This window comes from Streptomyces natalensis ATCC 27448 (assembly GCF_000935125.1).
GTDB lineage: Bacteria > Actinomycetota > Actinomycetes > Streptomycetales > Streptomycetaceae > Streptomyces > Streptomyces natalensis.
Genome location: NZ_JRKI01000008.1, coordinates 254,648 through 278,658, shown reverse-complemented (window position 1 = coordinate 278,658; position 24,011 = coordinate 254,648). Strand labels below are relative to the sequence as shown.

The window sequence follows — 24,011 nt, the reverse complement described above, 5'->3', positions numbered from 1 at the left end:
TTTGTCCTTACATTCTGACGTCACCCTTGGATGCCTTGCACCGGGCTCCACGTCGAGACGGCAACGCCGCCCCGCATGACAAAGTCCTTAAGTCCTTATGTCAGGACGAAGTCTTGACACTCCTCGGGGCGCCAGCGAGGCTGTGCCCCACAACCCACCCCCCGACCAGCCCCCAGCGCCTCCCGGTCACCGCCGACCGGCGAGAGGAGAGCCGCAGCATGTCCGCACCCCGTGCCGCCTCGCCCGTTCTGGACCGCATCCGCGTCGGTTCCGCCCCCGACTCCTGGGGCGTGTGGTTCCCCGACGACGAGCAGCAGGTCCCCTGGCAGCGCTTCCTGGACGAGGTCGCCGACGCCGGCTACGAGTGGATCGAGCTCGGCCCGTACGGCTATCTGCCCACCGACCCCGCCGTCCTGCACGAGGAGATCGCCCGCCGCAGCCTGAAGGTCTCGGCCGGCACGATCTTCACCTCGATGCACCACGGCCCGGACGTCTGGGAGAAGACCTGGGCCCACGTCAGCGAGGTCGCCACGCTCACCCGTGCCATGGACGCCCGCCACCTGGTCGTCATCCCCTCCTTCTGGCGCGACGACAAGACCGCGAAGGAGCTGGAGCCGCGCGAGCTGACCGTGGAGCATTGGAAGCACCTGACCACCGGTATGCAGTGGCTGGGCAAGCGGGTCCAGGACGCATTCGGCCTGGAGATCGTGGTGCACCCGCACGCCGACACCCATATCGACACCGAGGAGCATGTCGCCCGCCTCCTGGACGGCACCGACTCCGGGCTGGTCAACCTCTGCCTGGACACCGGGCATTACGCCTACTGCGGCGGCGACAGCGTCAAGCTCATCCGCACCTACGGCGAGCGGATCGGCTACCTGCACCTCAAGCAGGTCGACCCGGACATCCTCGCCGACGTCGTCGCCAAGGGCACGCCCTTCGGCCCGGCGGTCAAGCAGGGCGTGATGTGCGAACCGCCGCTCGGCGTCCCGGCGCTGCCGCCCGTCCTGGAGGCCGCCCAGGAACTGGACGTCGACCTCTTCGCCATCGTCGAGCAGGACATGTACCCCTGCCCGCCCGACCAGCCGTACCCGATCGCCGAGCGCACCCGGCGCTTTCTGCGCTCCTGCGGCGCCTGAGCCGGGGCCCGCATCCGTAGCCCGTAACGAACCGCCGCACACGAGGACTTGAGGGACGACATGACTTCGCAGGGAACGCTGGGCGTGGCCGTCATCGGCACCGGCCGGATGGGCGCCGACCACGTACGCCGTATCGACGAGGTGATCAGCGGCGCCCGGGTGGCCGCCGTCGTGGACATCGACGAGGCCCGCGTCAAAAGCGTCGCCGACGGCATCGAAGGCGCCGTGCCCTATACGGACCCGGCCGCCGCGATGGCCGACCCGGCCGTGGACGCCGTCCTCATCGCCTCCCCCGGGCCCGCCCACGAGGCCGCACTGCTCACCGCCTTCGACCACGATCTGCCCGTGCTGTGCGAAAAGCCGCTCACCCCCGATCCGGCGTCCGCGCTGCGCGTCATGGAGGCCGAGCAGAAGCTGGGCCACCGCCGCGTCCAGGTGGGCTTCATGCGCCGCTACGACGCCGGCTACCGGAAACTCAAGGCCCTTTTGGACCGGGGCACATACGGCCGGCCGCTGATGCTGCACAACAAGCACCGCAACGCCGACACCCCGCCCGGCTTCACCGACGCCATGACGGTCCACGACTCCGCGGTGCACGAGATCGACGTCACCCGCTGGCTGCTGGACGACGAGATCACCGCCGTACGGGTGCTGCGCCCGGCCCCCAGCGGCAACGCGGCGGAAGGGCTGAGCGACCCGCAGCTGATCCTCTTCGAGACCGCGGCCGGCCGGCTCGTGGACACCGAACTCTTCGTCACCTGCGGCTTCGGCTACCAGGTCGTCTGCGAGGCGGTCTGCGAGGGCGGGACCGCCCGGATCGGCGACGACCACGGGGTCTTCGTCAATACCGCCGGCCACTGGGGCGGCGCCATCACCCCCGGTTTCGTCGAGCGCTTCGAGGAGGCGTACGACCGGCAGGTGCAGCACTGGGTCAACGCCACCCGGCGCGGCGAGGTCGAGGGCCCCGGCTGCTGGGACGGCTATGCGGCGGCCGCGGTGTGCGCGGCGGGCGTGCGCGCCCAGGAGTCCGGCGAACGGGTCGCCGTGGAACTGATCGAGCGTCCCGCGCTGTACCGCTGACGATGACGGCCCCCACCCGCCAGCTGGCGTCCGACGGGCCACGCCGGAGCGCCCCGGCCCGTCGCACCCAGCGTTTCCTCGTCGGCATCGCTGCCATAGCCGCCCTCGGCGGCGCCCTGTTCGGTTACGACACCGGAGTCGTCTCCGGCGCTCTGCCCTTCATGGAGCGGCACTTCGGCCTCGGCTCCCTGGGCGAGGGCGTCATCACCAGCGCCCTGCTGATCGGCGCCGCCTTCGGCTCGCTGGCCGGCGGGCGGATGTCCGATGCGCTCGGGCGGCGCACCTCCCTGCTGTGGGCGGGCGCGGTGTTCATCGGCGGCGCGCTGGCCGTGGCGCTCGCGCCCACCGTCCCGTTCATGGCCGTGGCCCGGTTCGTCCTGGGCCTCGCCGTGGGCAGCGCCTCGGTCATCACCCCGCTGTATCTGTCGGAGATCGCGCCGCCGCACATCCGCGGCCGGCTGGTCTCCTTCAACTCGCTGATGATCGTCAGCGGTCAGCTGCTCGCCTACCTCATCAACGCCGTGCTCGCCCACTGGGCGGCCTGGCGCTGGATGCTGGGCCTGGCGGCGCTGCCCGCGGTGGCGCTGTTCACCGGGCTGTTCTTCCTGCCGGACACACCGCGCTGGTACATCAGCAAGGGACGCCGGGACGAGGCGGGCGCGGTGCTGGCCCGTACGCTCCCGGCCGAGGAGGTCGCCGGCGAACTGGCCCGGATCGACCACGCCCGCGGCCTGGAGGCCACCGCCCGGCGCGGCGCCTGGCAGGAACTGCGCACCCCGTGGATCCGGCGGCTGCTCCTGGTGGGCGTCGGACTGGCGATCGTCCAGCAGATCACCGGCGTCAATGCCGTCATCTATTTCGCGCCCAAGATTCTCGCCGCGACGGGGCTGGGCACCAATGCCGCGATCACCGCCACCATTGCCGTCGGCGTCATCTCCGTCCTCGCCACCGCCGTCGGAATGTCACTGATCGACCGGGTGGGCCGCCGCCCGATGCTGATCACGGGCCTGGCCGGAATGGCGTTCTCCCTCGCACTGCTGGGCGCCGCATTCCGGCTTCCGCACTCCCCCGCCGTCAGCCTTCTCGTCCTGGGGCTGATGGTCCTCTACATGGCCTTTATGCAGGCCACGTTGAACACCGGCGTCTGGCTGCTGCTCGCCGAGATGTTCCCGCTCGCGGTCCGCGGACTGGCCATGGGAACAGCGGTGTTCATGATGTGGCTGATCAATTTCACGGTCGCGCTGACCTTTCCGGTGCTGCTGGACGCGGTCGGGGCCGGCACCACGTTCTGGCTCTTCGGGGTGGCGTGCGTGCTGTCCCTGCTCTTCTGCAAGCGGTATGCGCCGGAGACGAAGGGACTGGCTCTGGAAGACCTGGAGGACGAACTGCGGAAGGGGGCTACGGGGGCGTGAATTCCGGGCCGGCTGATGGTTTTCGGGCCGGCGAGAAGACGTGGCGGGCGCTGTACGCCTGATCCGCATCCGGCCGCACCACCAGATGGCGGGCCGCTCCCGGTCGGGAACCGGGGGCGGCCCGCCACCGTTGTGTCACAGCCGTCCCATGCCCGTCACGGCTGTCACCGTTGCGCGGATCTTCCGTCACAGCCGTTCAACAGCCCCTCCCCGATACTCACTCTGCGTCGTTGACCGGGCACAGGCTGAGTGGCCGTCAGAGAGGTGGCCGTCAGGCTGAATGGCCATCAAGCCGTGAGTGATCGACACGCCGTACGCAGCACCTCGTCGGCTCCCCGGGCCGGCCCTGCGCACGGCGCCAAGGAGGTACAGAGATGATCGAGGCAATGCTCTGGTCCTACAAGGAGATCGCCGCACACATCCAGGTGCAGCCGGACACCGTGCGCTCGTACCGCAAACACGGACTGCTGCCCGAGCCCGATCTGGTGGAGGGCGGCAAACCGTTCTGGTTCGCCGATACCGTCAGAGCCTGGGTGGAGCGCCGGCCCGGCCACAGAGGCCGGCGCGAGCGGGCGGACTGACCGCCGCCCGCGGCTCGTGGGCTCCGCCCGGTGCGGGGCCTACGATCGCCGCATGACCCACCCGATAGTGCAGGACCCGCCTCCCGAGCCCGCCAGGATCGCGGTGATCGGCGCCGGCGCCATCGGCGGCTATCTCGCCGCCCTCGCCCACTGGGCCGGCCTCGACGTCACCGTGTGCGTGCGCAGCCCCCTGGACACCCTCACGGTGGAGACCGGCGGCGAGGAGCGCACTGCGGCGGTACGGATCGCCACCGCGCCCGCCGAGGTCGCGCCCGTCGACTGGGTGCTGCTGACCACCAAGGCGCAGGACACCGCAAGCGCCGAGGGCTGGCTGCGGCGGCTGTGCGGGCCGGGCAGCGCCGTGGTCGTCGTACAGAACGGCGTCGGGCACCGCGAGCGGGTCGCCCCGTACGTCCCGGAGGGCACCGAGATCCTGCCGGCGGTGGCGTACATCGCCGCGGAGCGCCTGGCTCCGGGCCGGATCCGGCATCACATCGCCAGCGAACTCCAGGTCCCCGCGGGCCCGTTGGCCGACCGGTTCGCCGACGCGCTGGCGGGCGGCGAGCCGACGGTGCGGCCGGTCGCCGACTTCACCACCGCCGCCTGGCGCAAGCTGCTCACCAACCTCGGTGCCAACCCCCTCACCGCCCTCCTCCAGCAGCGGATGGGCATCTTCACCGACCCCGGGATGGCCGCGCTCGCCGGCGATCTGCTGCGCGAGGCGGCGGCCGTGGCGCGGGCGGAGGGCGCGGACCTCGGCGAGCGGGACATCGCCGACACCCTGGAGATCTACCGGGCGGTGCCGCCCGACGGGGGCTCCTCCATGCTCTACGACCGCCTCGCGGGCCGCCCCCTGGAGCACGAGTACCTCACCGGCGCGGTGGTCCGGGCCGGTGAACGGCACGGCATCGCGACCCCGTTGAACGGCATGCTGCTCACCCTGCTGCGCGCGCTCGACCGCGAACTGCGGGGCTGAGCGCGGCATCGGACTCGCTCATCCAGGGGGCGGCGCCGTGGAGCCGCGGACCTCCAGGGAGGGCGCCGCCAACCCGTGGCCGGCGGGCCGTGCGGGGTGCTCCATACGGTCCAGGAGGCGCTGTGCGGCGCGGCGTCCCACGTCGTGGCTCGCATTGTCGACGGTGGTCAGCCACAGGTGCCGGATACGGGCGAGATAGGTGTTGTCGCAGCCGACCAGGGAGAGATCGCGGGGCACTTCGAGGCCCAGTTCCCGGGCGGCCGAGAGCGCGCCGACGGCGGAGAAGTCGTTGAAGGCGAAGACCGCGGTGGGGCGTTCGGGGGCCGCGGCCGGGCGTCCGCCGAGCATCCGGACGGCCGCGCGGTAGCCGCCCTCCTCGGTGCCGTCGCCCGGCTCGACCGTCAGCTCCCCGCCGAGTCCGTGCTCGCGCATCGTCGTCTCGTAGCCGCGCCGGCGCAGCTCGCCGACGCCGCCCGGCCCGGCGATATGGGCGATCCGGCGGTGGCCCAGCCCGATGAGGTGTTCGGTGGCCAGCCGGGCGCCCCGTTCGTCGTCGTTGGCGACGGTGTCCACTCCGGGCAGCCGGGGGTCGTGGCTGCCCGCGACGACGGTCGGCAGGCGTTCGGCCAGTTCGGCAAGGGCGGCGGTGTCGGCGTCGGGCAGGGTGCCGACCGCGACCACGCCGTCCACCCGCAGCTCCAGGAACGTCCGGGCGACGTCCTCGCCGGTACGGCGGCCCAGTCGGCTGTCGGCCATCAGCATGCGCAGGCCATGGGCGCACAGGACGGAGTTCAGCCCGTCCAGCAGCTCGACGAACCAGGGGTTGCGCAGATCGTCCAGCAGTACGCCCACGGTGTGCGTCCGGCGCGCCACCAGGCTGCGGGCCGCCGCGTTGGGCCGGTAGCCCAGTTCCTCGATCGCCTCCAGGACGGCCTGCCGCTTGGCGTCGCTGACCCGCGGTGAGCCCTGGAGGACCAGGGAAACCAGGGATTTGGAGACGCCGGCGCGCTCGGCGACGCCGCGGATGGTCGGGGCGTGAGGCCCTTTGGACCGTTCCATGGGCGGAGATCCTGCCATCGGGCCACGGTGGCGTCAACGGCCCGGCCGCGGCCCGTTCGTCCTCGTCAACTCCCCTGGTGCACAAGGATTGACATGCGGACATCAGGACATGCAAGGTGCCGGGGAACGAGGCATTGGACCGTTCCAACACCCACACCGGGAGGACCCGACCATGAAGATCGGCCTGATCGGAACCGGACGCATCGGCGCCTTCCACGCCGCGACCCTCCACGCCCTGGAAGGCGTCACCGACCTCGTGGTCGCGGATGCGGACGCCACCCGCGCCGCGTCGCTGGCGGCCTCGCTCGGCGTACGGGCCGCCCCGGGCATCGCGGAGATGTACGCGGAGGGCCTGGACGGCGTGGTGATCACCGCCGCGACCAGCGCGCACGCCACGCTCATCCACCAGGCCCTGGACGCCGGGGTGCCGGTGTTCTGCGAGAAGCCGGTGGCGCTGGACGTGCCCGGCACGATCGGCGTGGTGGAGCGGGCCGCGGCCGGGAGCGTGCCCGTACAGATCGGCTTCCAGCGGCGCTTCGATGCGGGCTACCGCGCCGCCCGCCGGTCGCTGCGCTCCGGCGAACTGGGCTGGCTGCACACCCTGCGCGCCTGCACCAGCGACCGGACGCCGCCGTCGGCAGGCTATATCCCCACCTCCGGCGGGCTGTTCCGGGACTGCAGCATCCATGACTTCGACATCCTGCGCTGGCTGACCGGACGTGAGGTGGTCTCGGTCTTCGCCCAGGGCGCCAACCGCGGGGCGTCCTTCTTCGCCGACGGGGACGACGTCGACACCTGCGCGGCGCTGCTGCGCTTCGACGACGACACCCTGGCCACCGTCACCGCGACCCGCTACAACGGCGCGGGCCACGACGTCCGTCTGGAGGTCTGCGGCTCCAAGGACGCCCGCTTCGTGGGCCTGGACGACCGGGCGCCGCTGCCCTCCGCGGAGCCGGAGCTGTCGTGGCAGCGGTCGGCCGCGCCGTACGCCACCTTCATGGAGCGCTTCCACGAGGCGTACGTCACGGAGCTGGGCGTCTTCGCCGAGGTCGCGGCGGGGCGGGCACCGAACCCGTGCCCGCCCGCCGACGCGCTGGAGGCGCTCTATGTCGCCGAGGCATGCGACCGCTCCCGCCGGACCGGGCAGCCGGTCGCCGTGGCGGACCTCCGCAGCGCCGGCGGTAACGGCGGTACGGCGACGGGCACATGAGCGCCCTCGCGTGAGCGGCCCCCGCACGGCAACCGTCAGCCGTCCCCCTCAGCCCAGCTCCACCCGCCAGTTGTTGGCCCGCATCCGGCGCCCCTTGGGGTACTCGATCTCGCACTCCTCCTGGAAGCCGAATCCCGCCTTGCGGCATACGGCGTTGGACGCGGCATGCGCCACCGACGGGAAGGCATACAGCGCACGATGCCGCCCCTCGGCCCTGGCCACGGCTATGACCTCCCGCGCCGCGGCCGCCGCAATCCCCCTCCCCTGGAACTCGGGCAGCACTCCCCAGCCCGTCTCATACGCCCGCTCGCCCCGCCAGGTGAGCTCCCAGTAGCCGACCGAGCCCACCACCGTCTCCCCGGCCCGGCCCGCCGAATCGCCGTCCGCCGCTCCCGTCCCGGTCTCCGCCGCCGGCTCCGTCCCGTCCGCCGCCAGCACCACCCGGAACATCTGCCCCGTCCCGTCGAGCGCGAGATACCGCGCATGCCGGGCGGCCACCTGTGCCTCGGTTTCCGGGCCGCCCAGATGCTCGGTCATCACCGGGGTGTTGAGCCTGTGCAGCAGGTCGATGTCGTCCGCCGTCCACTCCTCGATCCGCACCCGAGGTGCGCCTGTTCCCCTCGTCATGCGGTCAACCGTAGGACCTGCCACTGACAATCGGCCGCCACTAGGACAGCGGGCTGCGAGTCCGTCCTTCACAGCCGTTCGCCGTATCGAAATCCCTGGTCAGAGCGGTCTTCGGGGTACGTTGGCAGCCACGGTCGTCCGCCCCGCCCGCACCCCCGTCGCCCTCCCCCGCGGCCTTGTGCGCCCCGTCCGCTCCGGCCCGGTCGCGCTCGTCCGCCGAGGCCCGCACGGCGGCACGGCGGCGGGAGATCCACTGGAGGGCCGACCCCGCCGCGGCGACCGCGCAGGAGACGCCGATGCCGATGCCCGCGGCGTAGAACGGATCGCCCGCGGCGGCGCTGCCCATGTAGCCGAGACCGACGGAGTAGGTCGCCCACAGCGCCTCGGCGAAGCCCGCACCGATCACATATTTGCGCAGCGGATAGCGCAGGACCCCGGAGGCCAGGGCCCCGGCGATGCGTCCGCTGGGCAGGAACCGCACGCCGATGACGAACGGCAGGCCGTAGCGCCGGATATGGGCGGAGGTCCACTCCAGCAGCGCCCGGCGGCGGGGGCGGCGCTGCATCCAGGACCGTACGGGCCCGCCGAACCGCCGCGCGAGGAGGTACATCAGCACATCCCCCAGCAGCGCGCTGCCCGCGACGATCACCAGGATCAGGGGCAGGAACGCCTGCCCCTGCGAGGCGAGTACTCCGGCCGTGACAAGGAGCGCGGAGTTGGGGACCAGCGGTGGCAGGGTGGTGAGCGCGAGCAGGCCGTAGGCCATGAGATCCATCCGGCCGCCTCCTCGGCTCCGCCCCGAGTCCGTACCCCAAGGCTGACGCGTGGCGGGGCGCTCGGCAACGCGTGGCGGACCGGGCTTGGATTGATACCCCCTAGGGGTATAAAGTGAAGAGGAAACATCGGCACCACGAGGAGAATCCCATGACTGCCACGTCTGCCACCCCCGGCGCAGCCGCCACACCGGCGAACGGCTCCTGCTGCACCCCCGAGGGCTCCTGCGGCACCGGTGCCGGGTCCGCCGCCCCGTCCGGTGAGGTGACCACCACGTACCGGGTCACCGGGATGACCTGCGGCCACTGCGAAGGGGCCGTCTCCTCCGAGATCGACGAGATCGAGGGCGTGACCTCGGTGCAGGCCGTCGCCGCCACCGGTCTGGTGACCGTCACCTCCACCGCCCCGCTCGACGACGAGGCCGTGCGCGCGGCCGTCGACGAGGCCGGCTACGAACTCGTGGGCCGGGCCTGACCCGTATGTCCGCATCGGCCGCACAGGCACAGGTCGAGCTCGCGATCGGCGGGATGACCTGCGCCTCGTGCGCCGCACGGGTCGAGAAGAAGCTCAATCGCATGGAGGGCGTCACCGCCACCGTCAACTATGCGACGGAGCGAGCACGGATCACCTGCGCGGACGGGGTCCCGGTCGAGGATCTGATCGCGACGGTCGAGAAGACCGGCTATACGGCGAAACGGCCCGCGCCCCCGGAGCCCGCACCGACGGCCGAGGCGCCCCCGGAAGAGGCCCCGGGAGAGACGCCCGACGAGGAACTGGCGGCGCTCCGCCACCGGCTGGCGGTCTGCGCCGTCCTGTCCGTGCCGGTGATCGTGCTCGCCATGGTCCCGGCGCTCCAGTTCACCAACTGGCAGTGGCTGTCCCTGACCCTGGCCGCGCCGGTCGTCGTCTGGGGCGGCGCCCCCTTCCACCGCGCCGCCTGGACCACTCTGCGGCACGGCGCCGCCACCATGGACACCCTGGTCTCCCTGGGGACGCTGGCCGCCTTCGGCTGGTCGCTGTGGGCGCTGTTCTTCGGCACGGCGGGCCTGCCCGGTATGCGGCACGGTTTCGATCTGACCCTTTCCTCCACCGCCGGATCCTCGGAGATCTATCTGGAGGCCGCTGCCGGGGTCACCACGTTTCTGCTGCTGGGCCGCTATCTGGAGGCCCGCGCGAAGCGGCGGGCGGGCGCGGCGCTGCGCGCGCTGATGCGGCTGGGCGCCAAGGACGTGACCGTGCTCCGGGATGGAGAGGGCGAGCGCGAAGGGCTCTCCGGCCGGGGCGGTGGTCGGGCGACGGGCAGGCGGGAAGTGCGCGTTCCGGTGGGCGAGCTGGCGGTCGGCGACCGCTTCGTCGTACGGCCCGGGGAGACCGTCGCCACGGACGGGCGGGTGGTGGCGGGCTCCTCCGCCGTGGATGCGTCGATGCTGACCGGGGAATCGGTCCCGGTGGACGTGTCGCCGGGGGACGGCGTCACCGGGGCGACGGTGAACACCTCGGGCCGCCTGGAGGTCGAGGCCACGCGGGTCGGCGGCGACACCCAGCTGGCCCGGATGGCGCGGCTGGTGCAGGAGGCGCAGAGCGGCAAGGCGGCCGTGCAGCGGCTGGCCGACCGGGTCTCGGCGGTGTTCGTTCCGGTGGTGCTGGTGCTCGCGGTGGGCACGCTGGCCGGCTGGCTGCTGGCCGGCGCGGAGGCGGCCGCCTCGTTCACCGCGGCGGTGGCGGTGCTGATCATCGCCTGTCCGTGCGCGCTGGGCCTGGCCACGCCGACGGCCCTGCTGGTGGGTACGGGGCGCGGGGCGCAGCTGGGCATTCTGATCAAGGGGCCGGAGGTGCTGGAGTCGACCCGCCGGGTGGACACCGTCCTGCTGGACAAGACCGGCACGGTCACCAGCGGGCGGATGCGGCTTCTGGAGGCCGTGGCGGCCGACGGGGTCGCGGAGGGCGAGTTGCTGCGGCTGGCCGGGGCGCTGGAGCACGCCTCGGAGCATCCGGTGGCGCGGGCCGTCGCGGAGGGCGCCCGGGAGCGGGCCGGGGCGCTGCCCGGCGTCGAGGGTTTCGAGAATGTGCCGGGTCTGGGGGTGCGCGGGACGGTGGCCGGGCACCGGGTGCTGGCGGGCCGGGCGCGGCTGGCCGAGCGGGCTGGGATCGCGCTGCCGCCGAACCTGCGGTCGGCGCTGGCCACGGCCGGGACGTCGGGCCGTACGGCCGTGGTGGTGGCCTGGGACGGGGAGGCACGCGGCGTGCTGACGGTCTCCGACGCGGTGAAGCCCACCAGCGCCGAGGCGGTGCGGGCCCTGCGGGCGCTGGGGCTGACGCCCATCCTGCTGACCGGCGACAACACCGCGGTCGCGGAGGCGGTGGCGGCCGAGGTCGGCATCGACGAGGTGATCGCCGAGGTGCTGCCGGAGGAGAAGGTGGCGGTCGTGGCGCGGCTGCGCGCCGAGGGCCGTACGGTCGCGATGGTCGGCGACGGGGTCAATGACGCGGCGGCGCTGGCCGCCGCGGATCTGGGGCTGGCCATGGGCACCGGCACGGATGCGGCGATCGAGGCGGGCGATCTCACGCTGGTCCGGGGCGATCTGCGGGTGGCGGCCGATGCCCTCCGGCTGGCGCGGGCCACCCTCGCCACGATCAAGGGGAATCTGTTCTGGGCGTTCGGCTACAACGTGGCGGCGCTGCCGCTGGCGGCGGCCGGGCTGCTGAACCCGATGATCGCGGGCGCCGCGATGGCGTTCTCGTCGGTCTTCGTGGTCACCAACAGCCTGAGACTGCGAACCTTCACATAGCTCTCACAACTGACACAACACCCATACGGCACGGCGCGGATCTCCGGCTCGTAACCCTTGACCGCATTCGCCCCTTTATGGCAAGAGACTCAGATCACACTCATGGGAACGTAACCATTGAGGGGGGTCGCGAGTCTAACCGGGCGGTGCAGGCACCCCGGCGGGGCTTGCACTGCACAGGCCGTGCAGATCTTGGGGGATCGGACACGGCTACGCGTGGCCGGGGCGACGCGCCCGGGGAGCTTTGAGCGGCCCTCCCGAATGTGCGCGTCCCGGCGGATCGCGGTGCAACCCGGAACGCCCGGACGGATCCCGTGGGGGGAATCCGACCCGGGACATGGGAAGCGCCCCGCGCTCTGGACCCGTGGGGGGATCTGGAGGCGGGGCGCTTTCTACTGCGCTCGGTGCCCGTACGAGGACGCGCGGCCTGCTGTCAGGGCGCGGCCGTCAGCGCTCCTCGACCGGGACGAAATCGCGCTCGATGATGCCGGTGTAGATCTGCCGCGGGCGGCCGATACGGGAGCCCGGCTCCTTGATCATCTCGTGCCACTGGGCGATCCAGCCGGGCAGCCGGCCGAGCGCGAAGAGCACGGTGAACATCTCGGTCGGGAAGCCCATCGCCCGGTAGATCAGACCCGTGTAGAAGTCGACGTTCGGGTAGAGCTTGCGCTCGACGAAGTAGTCGTCGGAGAGGGCGTGCTCCTCCAGCTTGAGGGCGATGTCCAGCAGCTCGTCGGACTTGCCCAGTGCGGAGAGGACGTCGTGCGCCGCCGCCTTGATGATCTTCGCCCGGGGGTCGAAGTTCTTGTAGACGCGGTGCCCGAAGCCCATGAGCTTCACGCCGTCTTCCTTGTTCTTCACCTTGCGGATGAAGGTGTCGACGTCGCCGCCGGTGGCCTGGATGCCCTCAAGCATCTCCAGGACGGACTGGTTGGCGCCGCCGTGCAGGGGGCCCCACAGGGCGTTGATACCGGCCGAGATCGAGGCGAAGAGGTTCGCCTGCGAGGAGCCGACCAGGCGCACGGTCGAGGTCGAGCAGTTCTGCTCGTGGTCGGCGTGCAGGATCAGCAGCTTGTCCAGCGCGCTGACGACGACCGGGTCGAGGTCGTACTCGGCGGCCGGCACCGAGAAGGTCATCCGCAGGAAGTTCTCGACGTAGCCGAGTTCGTTGCTCGGGTAGACGACCGGGTGGCCGACCGACTTCTTGTAGGCGTACGCCGCGATCGTCGGAAGCTTGGCCAGCAGCCGGATCGTGGAGATATGGCGCTGCTTCTCGTCGAACGGGTTGTGGCTGTCCTGGTAGAACGTCGACAGCGCGCTGACGACCGACGACAGCATGGCCATCGGGTGGGCGTCCCGGGGGAAGCCGTCGTAGAAGCGCTTGACGTCCTCGTGCAGCAGGGTGTGGTACGTGATGTCCTGCTTGAAGTTCGCCAGCTCGTCGACGGTGGGCAGCTCGCCGTTGATCAGGAGATACGCGGTCTCGACGAACGTGCTGCGCTCTGCGAGCTGCTCGATCGGATACCCGCGGTAACGAAGAATTCCCTGTTCACCATCGAGATAGGTGATCGCGGATTTGTATGCCGCGGTATTGCCGTAACCGGAATCCAGGGTCACCAGACCGGTCTGGGCGCGCAGCTTCGAGATGTCGAAGCCCTTGTCGCCGACCGTGCTGTCGACGACCGGGTAGCTGTATTCGCCGTCCCCGTAACGCAGTACTACAGAGTTGTCGCTCACGTCATCCCTCACCGACGTTGTGCCTCTTCTTCGAGGTGCCCTGACTGCCTATACCTTCCCCCATTTGGACCTTGGATGTGCACTCGGGGTCGGCCATAGGGCCCTGTCGCGGCACTCAGTGCCGCGCTGGTGTCCATCCTGCTCCCGTTCGCCCCGATTGGGAAAGAGGAGTGACATCACACTGCACCGGCGAGCCGGTGATCGAGCGCCGTACACCGCCGACCGGCGGATACGGTGCGCACGGCCTGTCCGAGAGCCTTCCGGGAGCCGACGAGCACCACCAAGCGTTTCGCCCGGGTCACGGCGGTATACAACAGATTGCGCTGGAGCATCATCCACGCACTGGTGGTGACCGGAATCACCACTGCTGGATACTCACTACCCTGCGAGCGGTGGATCGTCACGGCATAGGCGTGTGCCAATTCGTCCAATTCATCGAAGTCGTAGGGGACCTCCTCGTCCTCGTCGGTACGCACGGTCAGCCGCTGCTCCTCGGCGTTCAGATCCGTGACCACGCCCACCGTGCCGTTGAAGACGCCGTTGCTTCCCTTGTCGTAGTTGTTCCGGATCTGGGTGACCTTGTCGCCCACCCGGAAGACCCGGCCGCCGAAGCGGCGCTCGGACAGATCGGGGCGGGCGGGGGTGACGGCCTGCTGGAGCAGGCCGTTGAGGGCACCGGCGCCGGCCGGGCCGCGGTGCATCGGAGTGAGCACCTGGACGTCCCGGCGCGGATCGAGCCCGAACTTCGCCGGAACCCGCCGCGCCGCCACATCGACCGTCAGCCGCGCGGCCTCCTCAGCGTCGTCCTCCACGAACAGGAAGAAATCCTTCAGCCCGGTGGTCAGCGGCGGCACCCCGGAGTTGATGCGGTGCGCATTGGTGACCACCCCCGACTGCTGCGCCTGGCGGAAGATCCTGGTCAGACGCACGGACGGGACGGTCCCGCCCGCCACCCGACCACCACCCCTGTCCGACGCTCCCCCAGACTCCGTCCGGGGGGACCCCCCTCGCGCGGCCCCTTCCCCGGCGAGCAGATCCCGCAGCACCTCCCCCGCGCCCACCGACGGCAGCTGGTCGACGTCCCCCACCAGCAGCAGATGGGCGCCAGGCGGCACCGCCTTGACGAGTTTGTTGGCGAGCAGCAGATCCAGCATGGACGCCTCGTCGACGACCACCAGATCGGCGTCCAGCGGCCGGTCCGCGTCATAGGCGGCGTCCCCGCCCGGCTTGAGCTCCAGGAGGCGGTGGACGGTGGACGCCTCCGCGCCGGTCAGCTCCGACAGCCGTTTGGCCGCCCGCCCGGTGGGCGCCGCCAGCACCACCTTGGCCTTCTTGGCGCGGGCGAGCTCCACCACGGAGCGCACCGTGAACGACTTGCCGCACCCGGGCCCGCCGGTCAGCACCGCCACCTTCTGCGTCAGCGCCAGCCGCACCGCGGCCTGCTGCTCCGGCGCCAGCTCGGCCCCCGTACGCCGCGCCAGCCACGCCAGCGCCTTGTCCCAGACCACGTCACCGAACGCCGGCATGCGGTCCTCGTCGCTGCGCATCAGCCGGGTCAGCCGTCCGGCCAGCGAGATCTCCGCACGGTGGAAGGGCACCAGATAAACGGCGGTGACCGGCTCCCCGTCCTTGCCCGGCACCCGCTCGCGCACCACCCCCTCGGGCTCCGCCGCCAGCTCCCCCAGACAGTCGATGACCAGGCCGGTGTCCACCTGGAGGAGCTTGACCGCATCCGCGATCAGCTGCTCCTCGGGCAGGAAGCAGTGCCCCTGGTCCGTCGACTGCGACAGCGCGTACTGAAGGCCCGCCTTGACCCGGTCCGGGCTGTCGTGCGGAATGCCGACCGACTGCGCGATGCGGTCGGCGGTCAGGAAGCCGATGCCCCAGACATCGGCGGCCAGCCGGTAGGGCTCGTTGCGGACCACGGAGATGGAGGCGTCGCCGTACTTCTTGTAGATCCGCACCGCGATGGACGTCGAGACGCCCACACCCTGGAGGAAGACCATCACCTCCTTGATGGCCTTCTGCTCCTCCCACGCGGCCCCGATCATCTTCGTCCGCTTGGGGCCCAGCCCCGGGACCTCGACGAGCCGCCCGGGCTCCTTCTCGATGACGTCCAGCGTGTCCGTGCCGAAGTGCTCGACGATCCGGTCGGCGATCCGGGGGCCGATGCCCTTGATGAGACCGGAGCCCAGATAGCGGCGGATGCCCTGGATGGTGGCCGGGAGGACGGTGGTGTAGTTCTCGACGGTGAACTGCTTGCCGTACTGCGGATGGGAGCCCCAGCGCCCGTGCATCCGCAGCGACTCGCCGGGCTGCGCCCCCAGCAACGCCCCGACCACCGTGAGGAGATCGCCGGAGCCGCGGCCGGTGTCGACCCGTGCGACGGTGTAGCCGGTCTCCTCATTGGCGTAGGTGATCCGCTCGAGGACCCCTTCCACCACCGATCCGTTGACCATGCCCCGACCGTACCGCCGGGGTCTGACAACGCGTCCGGCAGCGGCGGAGCCCGGGCGGGCACCGGGCGGTGCCCGGATACGACCGAGGGGCCGCCCGGTGGCCGGCCCCTCGGTTTTTCCCCCCGGCGTCGGCCTCCGGATCCCCCCGGTTCCTCCCCCGTTGAGGCCGACGCCTGCTATGACCTCCGTGAGCCGTCAACGGTTGCACTTCCGGTGCGTTGTTTTCCGGTTACCCAAAGTGCCACCCCTGGGGACTGCCAAGGGCTCACCCCACGTGCATCGTGAACCGCTCCACGATCTCCGACAACACCTCGGCCCCGTCGCGCGCCCACAGCGCCGGGCTGAAGATCTCCACCTCGATCGGCCCCCGGTAGCCGGCACCGTCCACCCGCTCCCGGAACCACCGCAGATCCACCGCCCCGTCACCGAGCTGTCCGCGCCCCAGAAGTGCGCCTTCGGGCAACGGGGTGACCCAGTCGGCCAGTTGGAAGGCGGCGATCCGCGCGCCGCCCGCACGGTCGATGCCGGCGCCGGCCGTGTCGTCCCACCACAGGTGGTAGGTGTCCACCACCACCCCCACCCGCTCGGCGGCGAAGCGTTCGGCGAGGTCGAGGGCCTGCGCAAGGGTGGAGACGACACAGCGGTCGGCCGCGAACATCGGGTGCAGTGGTTCGATCGCCAGGCGTACGCCCCGTTCGGCGGCGTACGGTGCCAGCTCCGCGAGCGCCTCGGCGATCCGTTCCCGGGCGCCCCGCAGATCGCGGCTGCCGGACGGCAGTCCACCGGAGACCAGGACCAGGGTGGCGGTGCCGAGGGTCGCCGCCTCCTCGATGGCGGCCCGGTTGTCCTCCAGGGCGGCCGCGCGCTCCCCGGGGTCCTCGGCGGTGAAGAACCCGCCCCGGCACAGGCTGGTGACCTCCAGCCCGGCGTCCCGTACGAGCCGCGCCGCCGCGGCCACCCCGTACTGCCGGACCGGCGCCCGCCACAGGCCCACACCCCGAACACCCGCCCGCGCACAGCCGTCCGCCAGCTCCGGCAGCGACCACTGCCGGACGGTCTCCTGATTGAGGCTCAGCCGGGAGAGCAGGCCGTCGCCCCGGTGACGGGAACCCGTTCGCGTGTCCCCGGTGCCGTCATCGGTCATCCGTCCTCCGCCCCGTTCTCCGCCCCGTTCTCCATCCCGCACTCCGTCCCGTACTCCGCGAGCAGCGCGGCCATCCGGGCAGCGGCCAGCTCCCGGTCGGGGAACAGGCCCAGTGCGTCGGCCAGTTGGTGCGCGCGCCGCAGATGCGGCAGGGAGCGGGCCGACTGGAGGCCGCCGACCATGCGGAAGTGCGCCTGGTGGCCGGCGAGCCAGGCGAGCAGGACCACACCGGTCTTGTAGTGGCGGGTGGGCGCCTGGAAGAGGTGCCGGGCCAGGGTGACGGTCGGGTCCAGGGCCGCCCGGAAGCCGTCGCGGTCCCCGTCGTCCAGGAGGCGGACGGCCGCGGCGGCCAGAGGTGCCAGCGGGTCGAACACCCCCAGCAGGGCGTCGCTGAAGCCGTGGTCGTCGCCCGCGATCAGCTCGGGGTAGTGGAAGTCGTCGCCGGTGTAGCAGCGCACGGAGGCGGGCAGCCGGCGGCGCAGCCCGATCTCCCGGCCGGCGTCCAGGAGGGAGACCTTGACGCCGTCCACCTTGTGGGGATGGTCCGCGACGAGCCGTACGAGGGTGGCGGTGGCGGCGTCGAGGTCCGTGCTGCCCCAGTAGCCCTCCAGTGCCGGGTCGAACATCGGGCCCAGCCAGTGGAGGATCACCGGTCCGGTGGCCTGGCGCAGCAGATGGCCGTAGAGCTCCAGATAGTCGTCGGGGCCGGTGGCGGCCGCGGCGAGCTGCCGGGACGCCATCAGGACGGGGCGGCCGCCGCACTGCTCGACGAGTTCGAGCTGTTCCTCGTAGGCGGCCCGGACGTCCGCCAGGGAGGCGCCGTGGGACGGGAGTTGATCGGTACCGGCGCCGCAGACCAGCAGGCCGCCGACGGTGCGCGCCTCGGCGGCGGAGCGGCGGATCAGCTCGGCGGCGGCCGGCCAGTCCAGGCCCATACCGCGCTGCGCGGTGTCCATCGCCTCGGCCACCCCCAGGCCGTGCGACCACAGGTGGTGACGGAAGGCGAGGGTGGCGTCCCAGTCGAGGACGGCGCGGCAGTGGGCTCCGGTGTCGGCGGCCGGGTCGGGGATCACATGGGCGGCGGCGAGGACCGTACGGGAGCGAGGCCGCGCGGCGGCGGTCACAGGGTCAGCTCCGGAACGTCCAGGCGGCGGCCCTCGGCCGACGACTTCAGGCCGAGTTCGGCGAGCTGGACCCCCCGGGCGCCGGCCAGCAGATCCCATTGCCAGGGCTCGTCACGTACGACATGACGCAGGAACAGCTCCCACTGTGCCTTGAATCCATTGTCGAAGGTGTCATTGTCGGGCACTTCCTGCCACTGCCGGCGGAAGCTTCCGTCTGCCGGGATGTCCGGATTCCACACCGGCCGGGGGGTGGCGGAACGGTGCTGGACCCGGCAGCCGCGCAGTCCGGCGACGGCCGAGCCCTCGGTGCCGTCCACCTGGAACTCCACCAGTTCGTCGCGGTGCACCCGCACGGCCCAGGAGGAGTTGATCTGCGCGACGATCCCGCCGACCAGCTCGAAGATGCCGTACGCGGCGTCGTCGGCGGTGGCCTCGTAGGGCACCCCCGACTCGTCCCAGCGGCGCGGAACATGCGTGGTGACCTGCGCCTGGACGGTCCTGACGGGCCCGAACAGCTCGTGCAGGACGTACTCCCAGTGCGGGAACATGTCCGCCGCGATACCGCCGCCGTCCTCGGCGCGGTAGTTCCACGAGGGCCGCTGCGCCTGCTGCCAGTCCCCCTCGAAGACCCAGTAGCCGAACTCGCCCCGTACGGACAGGATCCGGCCGAAGAAGCCGCCCGCCACCAGGCGGCGCAGTTTGCGCAGTCCGGGCAGGAAGAGTTTGTCCTGGACGACGCCGTGCCGGACGCCGGCGTCGCGCGCCGTCCTGGCCAGCTCCAGGGCGCCCGACAGTCCGGTGGCGGTGGGTTTTTCGACGTAGACGTGCTTTCCGGCGGCGATCGCCTTCTTCACCGCCGCCTCGCGGGCGGCGGTGACCTGGGCGTCGAAGTAGATGTCGATGCTGTCGTCGGCCAGTACGGCGTCGAGGTCACCGCTGAACTCCGCCAGGCCGTGCCGTTCGGCCAGGGCCCGCACCTTGTGCTCTGAGCGGCCGACGAGCACCGGTTCGGGCCAGATCACCGTCCCGTCCCCGAGGTCGAGGCCGCCCTCTTCGCGCAGCGCGAGGAGGGAGCGGACCAGGTGCTGGCGGTGGCCCATGCGTCCGGTGACGCCGTTCATGGCGATGCGTACGGTCGTGCGTGTCATGGTCCGGGCCCCTCTCAGGACGGGGTTTTCGATCCCTGCGGCCTGGGCCGGAGCCTAGCCCCGTGCGGGGCGCCGGACGGCGAAGCCGGCACGGGCCGCACCGCGTCACCGGCGGTTGTCAGTGGCGGCGGCTAGCCTTTTCGCAAAGGCTGGGAGGGGTGGTCGACAGTGCGTCAAAGGTGCCATGGGCGCACCGGATTCGCCGCCGTCGGCGCGTCGCGGCGGCACGGCTTCGGGTGGGACCTGATAGGCCGGGACCGGCGTCCGGTGCGGTGACGCCGGGTCGGCGCGAGGGGCGGCAGGGCATGCGGACGGACGGTGCGGGTACGGCGACGCGGTTCGCGTTCTCGACGCTGGGGGTGCCGGGCATGCCGGTGCCCGAGGTGCTGCGGCTGGCCACCGATGCCGGCTATCAGGGCGTCGAGCTGCGGGCTCATCCCGAGGAGCCGGTGCATCCGCTGCTGGGGATGCGCGAACGGGCCGCGGTGCGGCGGCAGTTCGCGGACGCCGGCCTGTCGGTCCTGGCCGTCGCCGGATATCCGCGGGTGGCCGCGGCCCGGGACGCCGCGGGCGAGGCCGAGGCGGCGCAGGAGCTGACCGAGCTGGTGCTGCTCGCGGCCGATCTGGGGGCGCGGTTCGTGCGGGTCTTCCCCGGTGGCGGCGACCGCCCTGCGGGCGAGGCGGAGGCGGATGCCGCGCGCCGGCTGGCCGCGGCGGCGCCGCTCGCCGCCGACCGGGGCGTGCGGGTCCTGCTGGAGACCCATGACTCGCACCGCACGGGCGCGTCCGTGGGCAGGATCCTGAAGCGGGTGGGCCACCCCGGGGCCGGTGCGCTGTGGGACGTGCTGCACTGCTGGCTCGGCGGCGAGCCGCCCGCCGACACCCATGCCGCGCTGGCGCCGTATCTGGGCTATGTCCAGGTCAAGGACGTGGCGTCGGCCGAGGACACCACTCCCCTGCCGCTCGGCGCGGGCCGGCTGCCGCTCTCGGACGTCCTGGCCGCGCTGGGCAACGGCTCCGCACCCGGCGGCTGGCTCTGCTGGGAGTACGAGAAGCGCTGGTATCCGGCGGCGGCCGAGCTGCCCGCCCTGCTGGCCCCGGGCCGCGCCCACCTCCGGCGTCTCCTCGGTGCCGCCCCGGCCTCCTGACCGGGCCCGCCCGCGGTCTTCACCCGTCCGGCCGCCCCGGCTCCGCGTGTCCTTCACACATCCCGCGCCGCCCCGCAAACCCTGGGCGCCACCCCGTTCCCCGTCATTGACCGGCAATGGCTTTCCGGTTATGCGTGTCTTCTTGGACGTTTCCTTCATGTCGTCAAGGAAGCCCTCCGGAAGGAGCGCAGATGCACTCCAGACGTACCGTCCTGACCACCGCGGCGGCCGCCGCAGCCGCCGCCTGTGCCACCGGCGCCGCACCCGCCCAGGCCGCCGGGGCCGTCATCGGCCGCCGGCCGGACTCCCCCCGCTCCGCCGCGCCCACCCCGTCCACCAAGGCCCGGCTGCGCGGGCTCATCGCGCGGATGACGCCGGAGGAAAAGGTCGGCCAGCTCTTCGTGATGCGCGTCTACGGGCACTCCGCGACCGACCCCGACCCGGACGATGTCGCCGCGAACCGGAAGGAGATCGGGGTCGCCAACGCCGCCGAACTGATCGACAGGTACCACGTCGGCGGCATCATCTACTTCGGCTGGGCGCACAACACCCGCGAACCCCACCAGATCGCCGACCTCTCCAACGGCATCCAGAAGGCCGGCACCGGCCAGCGGGTGCCCGTACCGCTGCTGATCTCCACGGACCAGGAACACGGCATAGTGGCCCGGATCGGCGCGCCCGCGACGCTCTTCCCCGGGGCGATGGCGCTGGGCGCGGCGGGCTCGCGCGGCGACGCCCGTACGGCCGCCCGGATCGGCGGCGAGGAGCTGTATGCGATGGGCATCCGGCAGGACTATGCGCCGGATGCGGATGTGAACGTCAACGCCGCCAATCCGGTCATCGGCGTACGGTCCTTCGGAGCCGACCCGCAGGCGGTGGCGCGGCTGGTCGCCGCGGAGGTGCAGGGCTATCAGGACGCCGGGGTCGCGGCCTGCGCCAAGCACTTCCCCGGGCACGGCGACACCGACACCGACAGCCACATCGGGCTGCCCTACATCCACCACACCGCCGAGCAGTGGGAGCGGCTGGACGCGCCGCCCTTCAAGGCCGCGATCGCCGCCGGTATCGACTCCATCATGACGGCGCATATCGTCGTGCCCGCCTTCGACCCCAGCGAGGACCCGGCCACCCTGTCCCGCCCGATCCTCACCGGCATCCTGCGCGAACGCCTCGGCTACCGGGGTGTCGTGGTGACCGATTCGCTCGGCATGGAGGGCGTACGGGTGAAGTACGGCGACGCCCGCGCCCCGGTCCTGGCCCTCAAGGCCGGTGTCGACCAGCTCCTCAATCCGCCCGATCTCTCCGTCGCACACGGCGCCGTCCTCAAGGCGCTGCGGGAGGGCGAGCTGTCCTGGGCCGACATCGAGGCCAAACTGCTGCGCATCCTGCTCCTGAAGGACCGGCGTGGGCTGTTCACCAACCCGTACACCACGCACGAGGAGGTGGACCGCGTCGTCGGGATACGCCGTCATCTCCAGCAGGCGGACCGTATCGCGGACCGCACCACCACCTTGCTGCGCAACGACGGCGGCGTGCTGCCGCTGTCGCGGCGCCGGGAGAACAAGCTGCTGGTGGTGGGCGTGGACGCGGATCCGCCGTCGGGGACCGGAGGCCCGCCCACGACGGTGCTGGCGAACACCTTCGGCGAGCTGGGTTTCACCGCCACCGCGCTGTCCACCGGGCTCACGCCGACGCAGACGCTGATCGACCAGGCGGTGGCGGCGCTCCGCGAACGCGATGCGGTCGTGGTGGCCACCTACAACGTCACGGCGGACTCGCCGCAGCGGCAGCTGATCGACGCCCTGCTGGCCACGGGGAAGCCGGTGGTGCAGCTGGCGGTCCGCAATCCGTACGACATCGCGCAGCTGGGCGGCGTCAAAGCGGGACTTGCGAGCTATTCGTGGACGGATGTGGAACTGCGGGCCGCGGTGCGGGTGATCGCCGGACAGCGGAAGCCGACGGGCCGGCTCCCGGTGCCGGTGATGCGGGCGGATGCGCCGGACACGGTGCTCTATCCGATAGGGCACGGTCTGTCGTACTGACCCGGCGGCCCGGCAGGGACCGGAAAGGGCGCGCTCTCCGTGCGGAGAGCGCGCCTTTCGCTACGGTTGCAGAACCGGCATCCGGCGGAGGTCCTGCCGGTCCAGTTTCCTGTCGTACGGGGCCTGTGCGGTGGGCTTGCCGCCGACGGGTGTCACACCCGCCCAGTCGAGGAGTTCGGCGGTCGCCTTGGTCCGGTCGGCGTCCTTCAGCTTGGCGATGTTGGAGCCGTGATTGCCGCCGGGAACGGTGAAGACAAAGGAGTCCCGGGCGCCTCTACCGAGTTCGAAGTGTTCCGAACTCCACGGATCGTACTGGCCGTTGACAAACATCATCCGGTTCGCATGATGGCGTACCCAGTGGTCGACATCGGGCATCGCCCGCTTGTCGAAGTGCATCGGAATGTCCTTGGGCACGTACGTCCGGGAATTGTTGATGCCCGGGTATTTCAGCAGGCCCGCCAGTTCCGGATAGCCGTAGCCGGGCTCGCCGAGCTGGGTACCCGCCTGGTAGTAGTACGGCAGGAACTGCTCCATGCCCTGGTCGGTGTAGCCGGCGAAACCACCGACCTCGTCCATCCACTTCCACAGCTCGTCCGTGGAAACGGTGGGCGCGGGCACCTTGGCGCAGGCTGTCTCGGCCGGCTGATACTGCCAGAAGCCGAACACCAGGTCCGTGACCATGACTTCATAGGCCCGGTCGGCGCTGCCGACGGTATTGAAGGTCCGCTTTTCCTTTACGGCCCAGTCCTGGAAACGTTTCACCATCTCCGTACGCCGCACCAGCGCCTCGCGCTCGATGGCGGTGAGGGCGGTCCGGCACTGCGCGGTCCCGACGTTCTTGAAGAAGCGGTCGTACGCCGAGTCCTCGTCGTTGTTGACGTCGTTGGGCGCGACGTAGGCGACGGTGCCGTTCATATCGCGCGGGAAGAAGCGGCGGTAATAGGTGGCGGTCATACCGCCCTTGCTGCCGCCGGTGGCGATCCAGTGCTTACGGTAGATCCGGTGCAGTGCGGTGAAAATGCGGTGCTGGTCGGTGGCCGCCTGGCGGATGTTCAGCTTCGTCCAGTCGGCCGGCTGTGGCCGCGACGGGGTGAAGTACCGGTATTCCAGCGATACTTGGTTCCCGTCGATGATTTTGGTGGGTTCGCTCCGGGTCGGTGTGGTGCTGACGTTGTAGCCGGAGGTGAAGAACACCGTCGGGCGGTTCACCGACTTGTGCAGCAGGGTCAGCCGCTGCTGAAAGGTCCCCTTGGAATGGTCGTGGTGGTCGATCCACTGCGTGTATGCGAGGACGAAATAGCGATAGCCGTCGACCGGCTTCTCCTCGACGAAGTGCATCCCGGGAATCGCGAGAATGCGGTCCTTGATGTCTTCGTCCGAGCTGTTGTTGTTTGTGCTGTTCCGGTCCGCGCTCTTCTGGTCCTGGCCGGTGTCGGTGGTCCGTGGCTCGGCGGCGGTGGCCGCTCCTGCCGATGATGCGCCGCCGAGCCCCACCGTGCCTATGAGCACGACGAGCGACAGCAGCCATCTGAAGGACTTGCGCATGCACCCTCCCCTTGGGA

The 24,011-nt window shown here is 71.3% G+C and carries 19 protein-coding genes; 10 read left to right on the top strand and 9 right to left on the bottom strand.

Going from position 1 to position 24,011, the window contains the following annotated elements; genetic code table 11:
- Window positions 1-218: 218 nt before the first annotated feature.
- The 5 genes from SNA_RS06085 (at window position 219) to SNA_RS06065 (ending at window position 5,188) form a co-directional block, all read left to right on the top strand.
- On the top strand, window positions 219-1,139 hold the full coding sequence (locus tag SNA_RS06085; RefSeq protein ID WP_030067500.1) for a sugar phosphate isomerase/epimerase family protein: 921 nt from the start codon (window positions 219-221) through the stop codon (window positions 1,137-1,139).
- Window positions 1,140-1,199: 60 nt separating this feature from the next.
- Window positions 1,200-2,219: a Gfo/Idh/MocA family protein gene (locus tag SNA_RS06080; RefSeq protein WP_030067501.1), complete on the top strand. Its 1,020-nt coding sequence runs from the start codon at window positions 1,200-1,202 to the stop codon at window positions 2,217-2,219.
- Between the two features lie 2 nt (window positions 2,220-2,221).
- Entirely contained in the window at window positions 2,222-3,631 is a 1,410-nt protein-coding gene (locus tag SNA_RS06075) for a sugar porter family MFS transporter (RefSeq protein WP_030067502.1), read from the top strand.
- Between the two features lie 374 nt (window positions 3,632-4,005).
- Window positions 4,006-4,212, top strand: coding sequence for a helix-turn-helix transcriptional regulator (locus SNA_RS06070; RefSeq protein ID WP_044363659.1), 207 nt, complete (start codon window positions 4,006-4,008; stop codon window positions 4,210-4,212).
- Window positions 4,213-4,264: 52 nt separating this feature from the next.
- Entirely contained in the window at window positions 4,265-5,188 is a 924-nt protein-coding gene (locus SNA_RS06065) for a 2-dehydropantoate 2-reductase (protein ID WP_044363658.1), read from the top strand.
- Between the two features lie 18 nt (window positions 5,189-5,206).
- Here the strand turns inward: SNA_RS06065 and SNA_RS06060 are convergent, their stop codons facing one another.
- Window positions 5,207-6,247, bottom strand: a complete 1,041-nt coding sequence (locus tag SNA_RS06060; protein ID WP_030067506.1) for a LacI family DNA-binding transcriptional regulator — start codon at window positions 6,245-6,247, stop codon at window positions 5,207-5,209.
- Window positions 6,248-6,419: 172 nt separating this feature from the next.
- Between SNA_RS06060 and SNA_RS06055 the strand changes: the two genes are divergently transcribed.
- A complete protein-coding gene (locus SNA_RS06055; RefSeq protein WP_044363656.1) occupies window positions 6,420-7,457 on the top strand; it encodes a Gfo/Idh/MocA family protein in 1,038 nt (345 codons plus the stop codon).
- A gap of 48 nt (window positions 7,458-7,505) precedes the next feature.
- On the opposite strand, the gene SNA_RS06050 is transcribed toward SNA_RS06055, so the two are convergent.
- Window positions 7,506-8,084: a GNAT family N-acetyltransferase gene (locus SNA_RS06050; RefSeq protein ID WP_030067507.1), complete on the bottom strand. Its 579-nt coding sequence runs from the start codon at window positions 8,082-8,084 to the stop codon at window positions 7,506-7,508.
- 40 nt (window positions 8,085-8,124) lie between these two features.
- Window positions 8,125-8,859, bottom strand: coding sequence for a DedA family protein (locus SNA_RS06045; protein WP_078969710.1), 735 nt, complete (start codon window positions 8,857-8,859; stop codon window positions 8,125-8,127).
- Between the two features lie 149 nt (window positions 8,860-9,008).
- Here SNA_RS06045 and SNA_RS06040 point away from each other — a divergent pair, with 149 nt between their 5' ends.
- Window positions 9,009-9,332 (top strand): heavy-metal-associated domain-containing protein, encoded by a 324-nt coding sequence (locus tag SNA_RS06040; RefSeq protein WP_030067509.1) that lies wholly within the window; start codon window positions 9,009-9,011, stop codon window positions 9,330-9,332.
- A 5-nt stretch (window positions 9,333-9,337) separates the two neighbouring features.
- The gene (locus SNA_RS06035; RefSeq protein WP_044363654.1) at window positions 9,338-11,647 is read left to right on the top strand and encodes a heavy metal translocating P-type ATPase; all 2,310 of its coding nucleotides are present in this window, start codon (window positions 9,338-9,340) and stop codon (window positions 11,645-11,647) included.
- Window positions 11,648-12,094: 447 nt separating this feature from the next.
- On the opposite strand, the gene SNA_RS06030 is transcribed toward SNA_RS06035, so the two are convergent.
- The 5 genes from SNA_RS06030 to SNA_RS06010 all read right to left on the bottom strand — a co-directional run bounded on the left by SNA_RS06030 (window position 12,095) and on the right by SNA_RS06010 (window position 19,259).
- The gene (locus tag SNA_RS06030; RefSeq protein ID WP_030067510.1) at window positions 12,095-13,384 is read right to left on the bottom strand and encodes a citrate synthase; all 1,290 of its coding nucleotides are present in this window, start codon (window positions 13,382-13,384) and stop codon (window positions 12,095-12,097) included.
- 176 nt (window positions 13,385-13,560) lie between these two features.
- On the bottom strand, window positions 13,561-15,843 hold the full coding sequence (recD2, locus tag SNA_RS06025; RefSeq protein WP_044363652.1) for an SF1B family DNA helicase RecD2: 2,283 nt from the start codon (window positions 15,841-15,843) through the stop codon (window positions 13,561-13,563).
- Window positions 15,844-16,108: 265 nt separating this feature from the next.
- Window positions 16,109-16,987 carry a sugar phosphate isomerase/epimerase family protein gene (locus SNA_RS06020; protein ID WP_078969709.1) on the bottom strand — a complete coding sequence of 293 codons (879 nt, stop codon included), beginning with the start codon at window positions 16,985-16,987 and terminating at the stop codon, window positions 16,109-16,111.
- A complete protein-coding gene (locus tag SNA_RS06015; protein WP_078969727.1) occupies window positions 16,984-18,210 on the bottom strand; it encodes a dihydrodipicolinate synthase family protein in 1,227 nt (408 codons plus the stop codon). The genes SNA_RS06020 and SNA_RS06015 overlap by 4 nt, the downstream gene beginning before the upstream one ends.
- Complete coding sequence (locus SNA_RS06010; RefSeq protein ID WP_030067517.1) at window positions 18,108-19,259, bottom strand: Gfo/Idh/MocA family protein; 1,152 nt, start codon at window positions 19,257-19,259, stop codon at window positions 18,108-18,110. Before SNA_RS06010 ends, SNA_RS06015 begins: the two co-directional genes overlap by 103 nt.
- A gap of 305 nt (window positions 19,260-19,564) precedes the next feature.
- Between SNA_RS06010 and SNA_RS06005 the strand changes: the two genes are divergently transcribed.
- Both SNA_RS06005 and SNA_RS06000 read left to right on the top strand, forming a co-directional pair.
- The gene (locus tag SNA_RS06005) at window positions 19,565-20,407 is read left to right on the top strand and encodes a sugar phosphate isomerase/epimerase family protein (protein WP_044363648.1); all 843 of its coding nucleotides are present in this window, start codon (window positions 19,565-19,567) and stop codon (window positions 20,405-20,407) included.
- A gap of 191 nt (window positions 20,408-20,598) precedes the next feature.
- A complete protein-coding gene (locus SNA_RS06000; RefSeq protein ID WP_044363646.1) occupies window positions 20,599-22,449 on the top strand; it encodes a glycoside hydrolase family 3 protein in 1,851 nt (616 codons plus the stop codon).
- Window positions 22,450-22,509: 60 nt separating this feature from the next.
- Here SNA_RS06000 and SNA_RS05995 read toward each other — a convergent pair whose 3' ends face one another.
- Window positions 22,510-23,994: a S28 family serine protease gene (locus SNA_RS05995; RefSeq protein ID WP_044363643.1), complete on the bottom strand. Its 1,485-nt coding sequence runs from the start codon at window positions 23,992-23,994 to the stop codon at window positions 22,510-22,512.
- Window positions 23,995-24,011: the final 17 nt, after the last annotated feature.

Bases quoted from the DNA above. Each gene is read 5' to 3' on its own strand.
- SNA_RS06085 (WP_030067500.1), top strand. From the start codon at position 219: ATGTCCGCACCCCGTGCCGCCTCGCCCGTTCTGGACCGCATCCGCGTC.
- SNA_RS06080 (WP_030067501.1), top strand. From the start codon at position 1,200: ATGACTTCGCAGGGAACGCTGGGCGTGGCCGTCATCGGCACCGGCCGG.
- SNA_RS06075 (WP_030067502.1), top strand. From the start codon at position 2,222: ATGACGGCCCCCACCCGCCAGCTGGCGTCCGACGGGCCACGCCGGAGC.
- SNA_RS06070 (WP_044363659.1), top strand. From the start codon at position 4,006: ATGATCGAGGCAATGCTCTGGTCCTACAAGGAGATCGCCGCACACATC.
- SNA_RS06065 (WP_044363658.1), top strand. From the start codon at position 4,265: ATGACCCACCCGATAGTGCAGGACCCGCCTCCCGAGCCCGCCAGGATC.
- SNA_RS06060 (WP_030067506.1), bottom strand. From the start codon at position 6,247: ATGGAACGGTCCAAAGGGCCTCACGCCCCGACCATCCGCGGCGTCGCC.
- SNA_RS06055 (WP_044363656.1), top strand. From the start codon at position 6,420: ATGAAGATCGGCCTGATCGGAACCGGACGCATCGGCGCCTTCCACGCC.
- SNA_RS06050 (WP_030067507.1), bottom strand. From the start codon at position 8,084: ATGACGAGGGGAACAGGCGCACCTCGGGTGCGGATCGAGGAGTGGACG.
- SNA_RS06045 (WP_078969710.1), bottom strand. From the start codon at position 8,859: ATGGATCTCATGGCCTACGGCCTGCTCGCGCTCACCACCCTGCCACCG.
- SNA_RS06040 (WP_030067509.1), top strand. From the start codon at position 9,009: ATGACTGCCACGTCTGCCACCCCCGGCGCAGCCGCCACACCGGCGAAC.
- SNA_RS06035 (WP_044363654.1), top strand. From the start codon at position 9,338: ATGTCCGCATCGGCCGCACAGGCACAGGTCGAGCTCGCGATCGGCGGG.
- recD2 (WP_044363652.1), bottom strand. From the start codon at position 15,843: ATGGTCAACGGATCGGTGGTGGAAGGGGTCCTCGAGCGGATCACCTAC.
- SNA_RS06020 (WP_078969709.1), bottom strand. From the start codon at position 16,987: ATGACCGATGACGGCACCGGGGACACGCGAACGGGTTCCCGTCACCGG.
- SNA_RS06015 (WP_078969727.1), bottom strand. From the start codon at position 18,210: ATGGGATCTGCTGGCCGGCGCCCGGGGGGTCCAGCTCGCCGAACTCGG.
- SNA_RS06010 (WP_030067517.1), bottom strand. From the start codon at position 19,259: ATGACACGCACGACCGTACGCATCGCCATGAACGGCGTCACCGGACGC.
- SNA_RS06005 (WP_044363648.1), top strand. From the start codon at position 19,565: ATGCGGACGGACGGTGCGGGTACGGCGACGCGGTTCGCGTTCTCGACG.
- SNA_RS06000 (WP_044363646.1), top strand. From the start codon at position 20,599: ATGCACTCCAGACGTACCGTCCTGACCACCGCGGCGGCCGCCGCAGCC.
- SNA_RS05995 (WP_044363643.1), bottom strand. From the start codon at position 23,994: ATGCGCAAGTCCTTCAGATGGCTGCTGTCGCTCGTCGTGCTCATAGGC.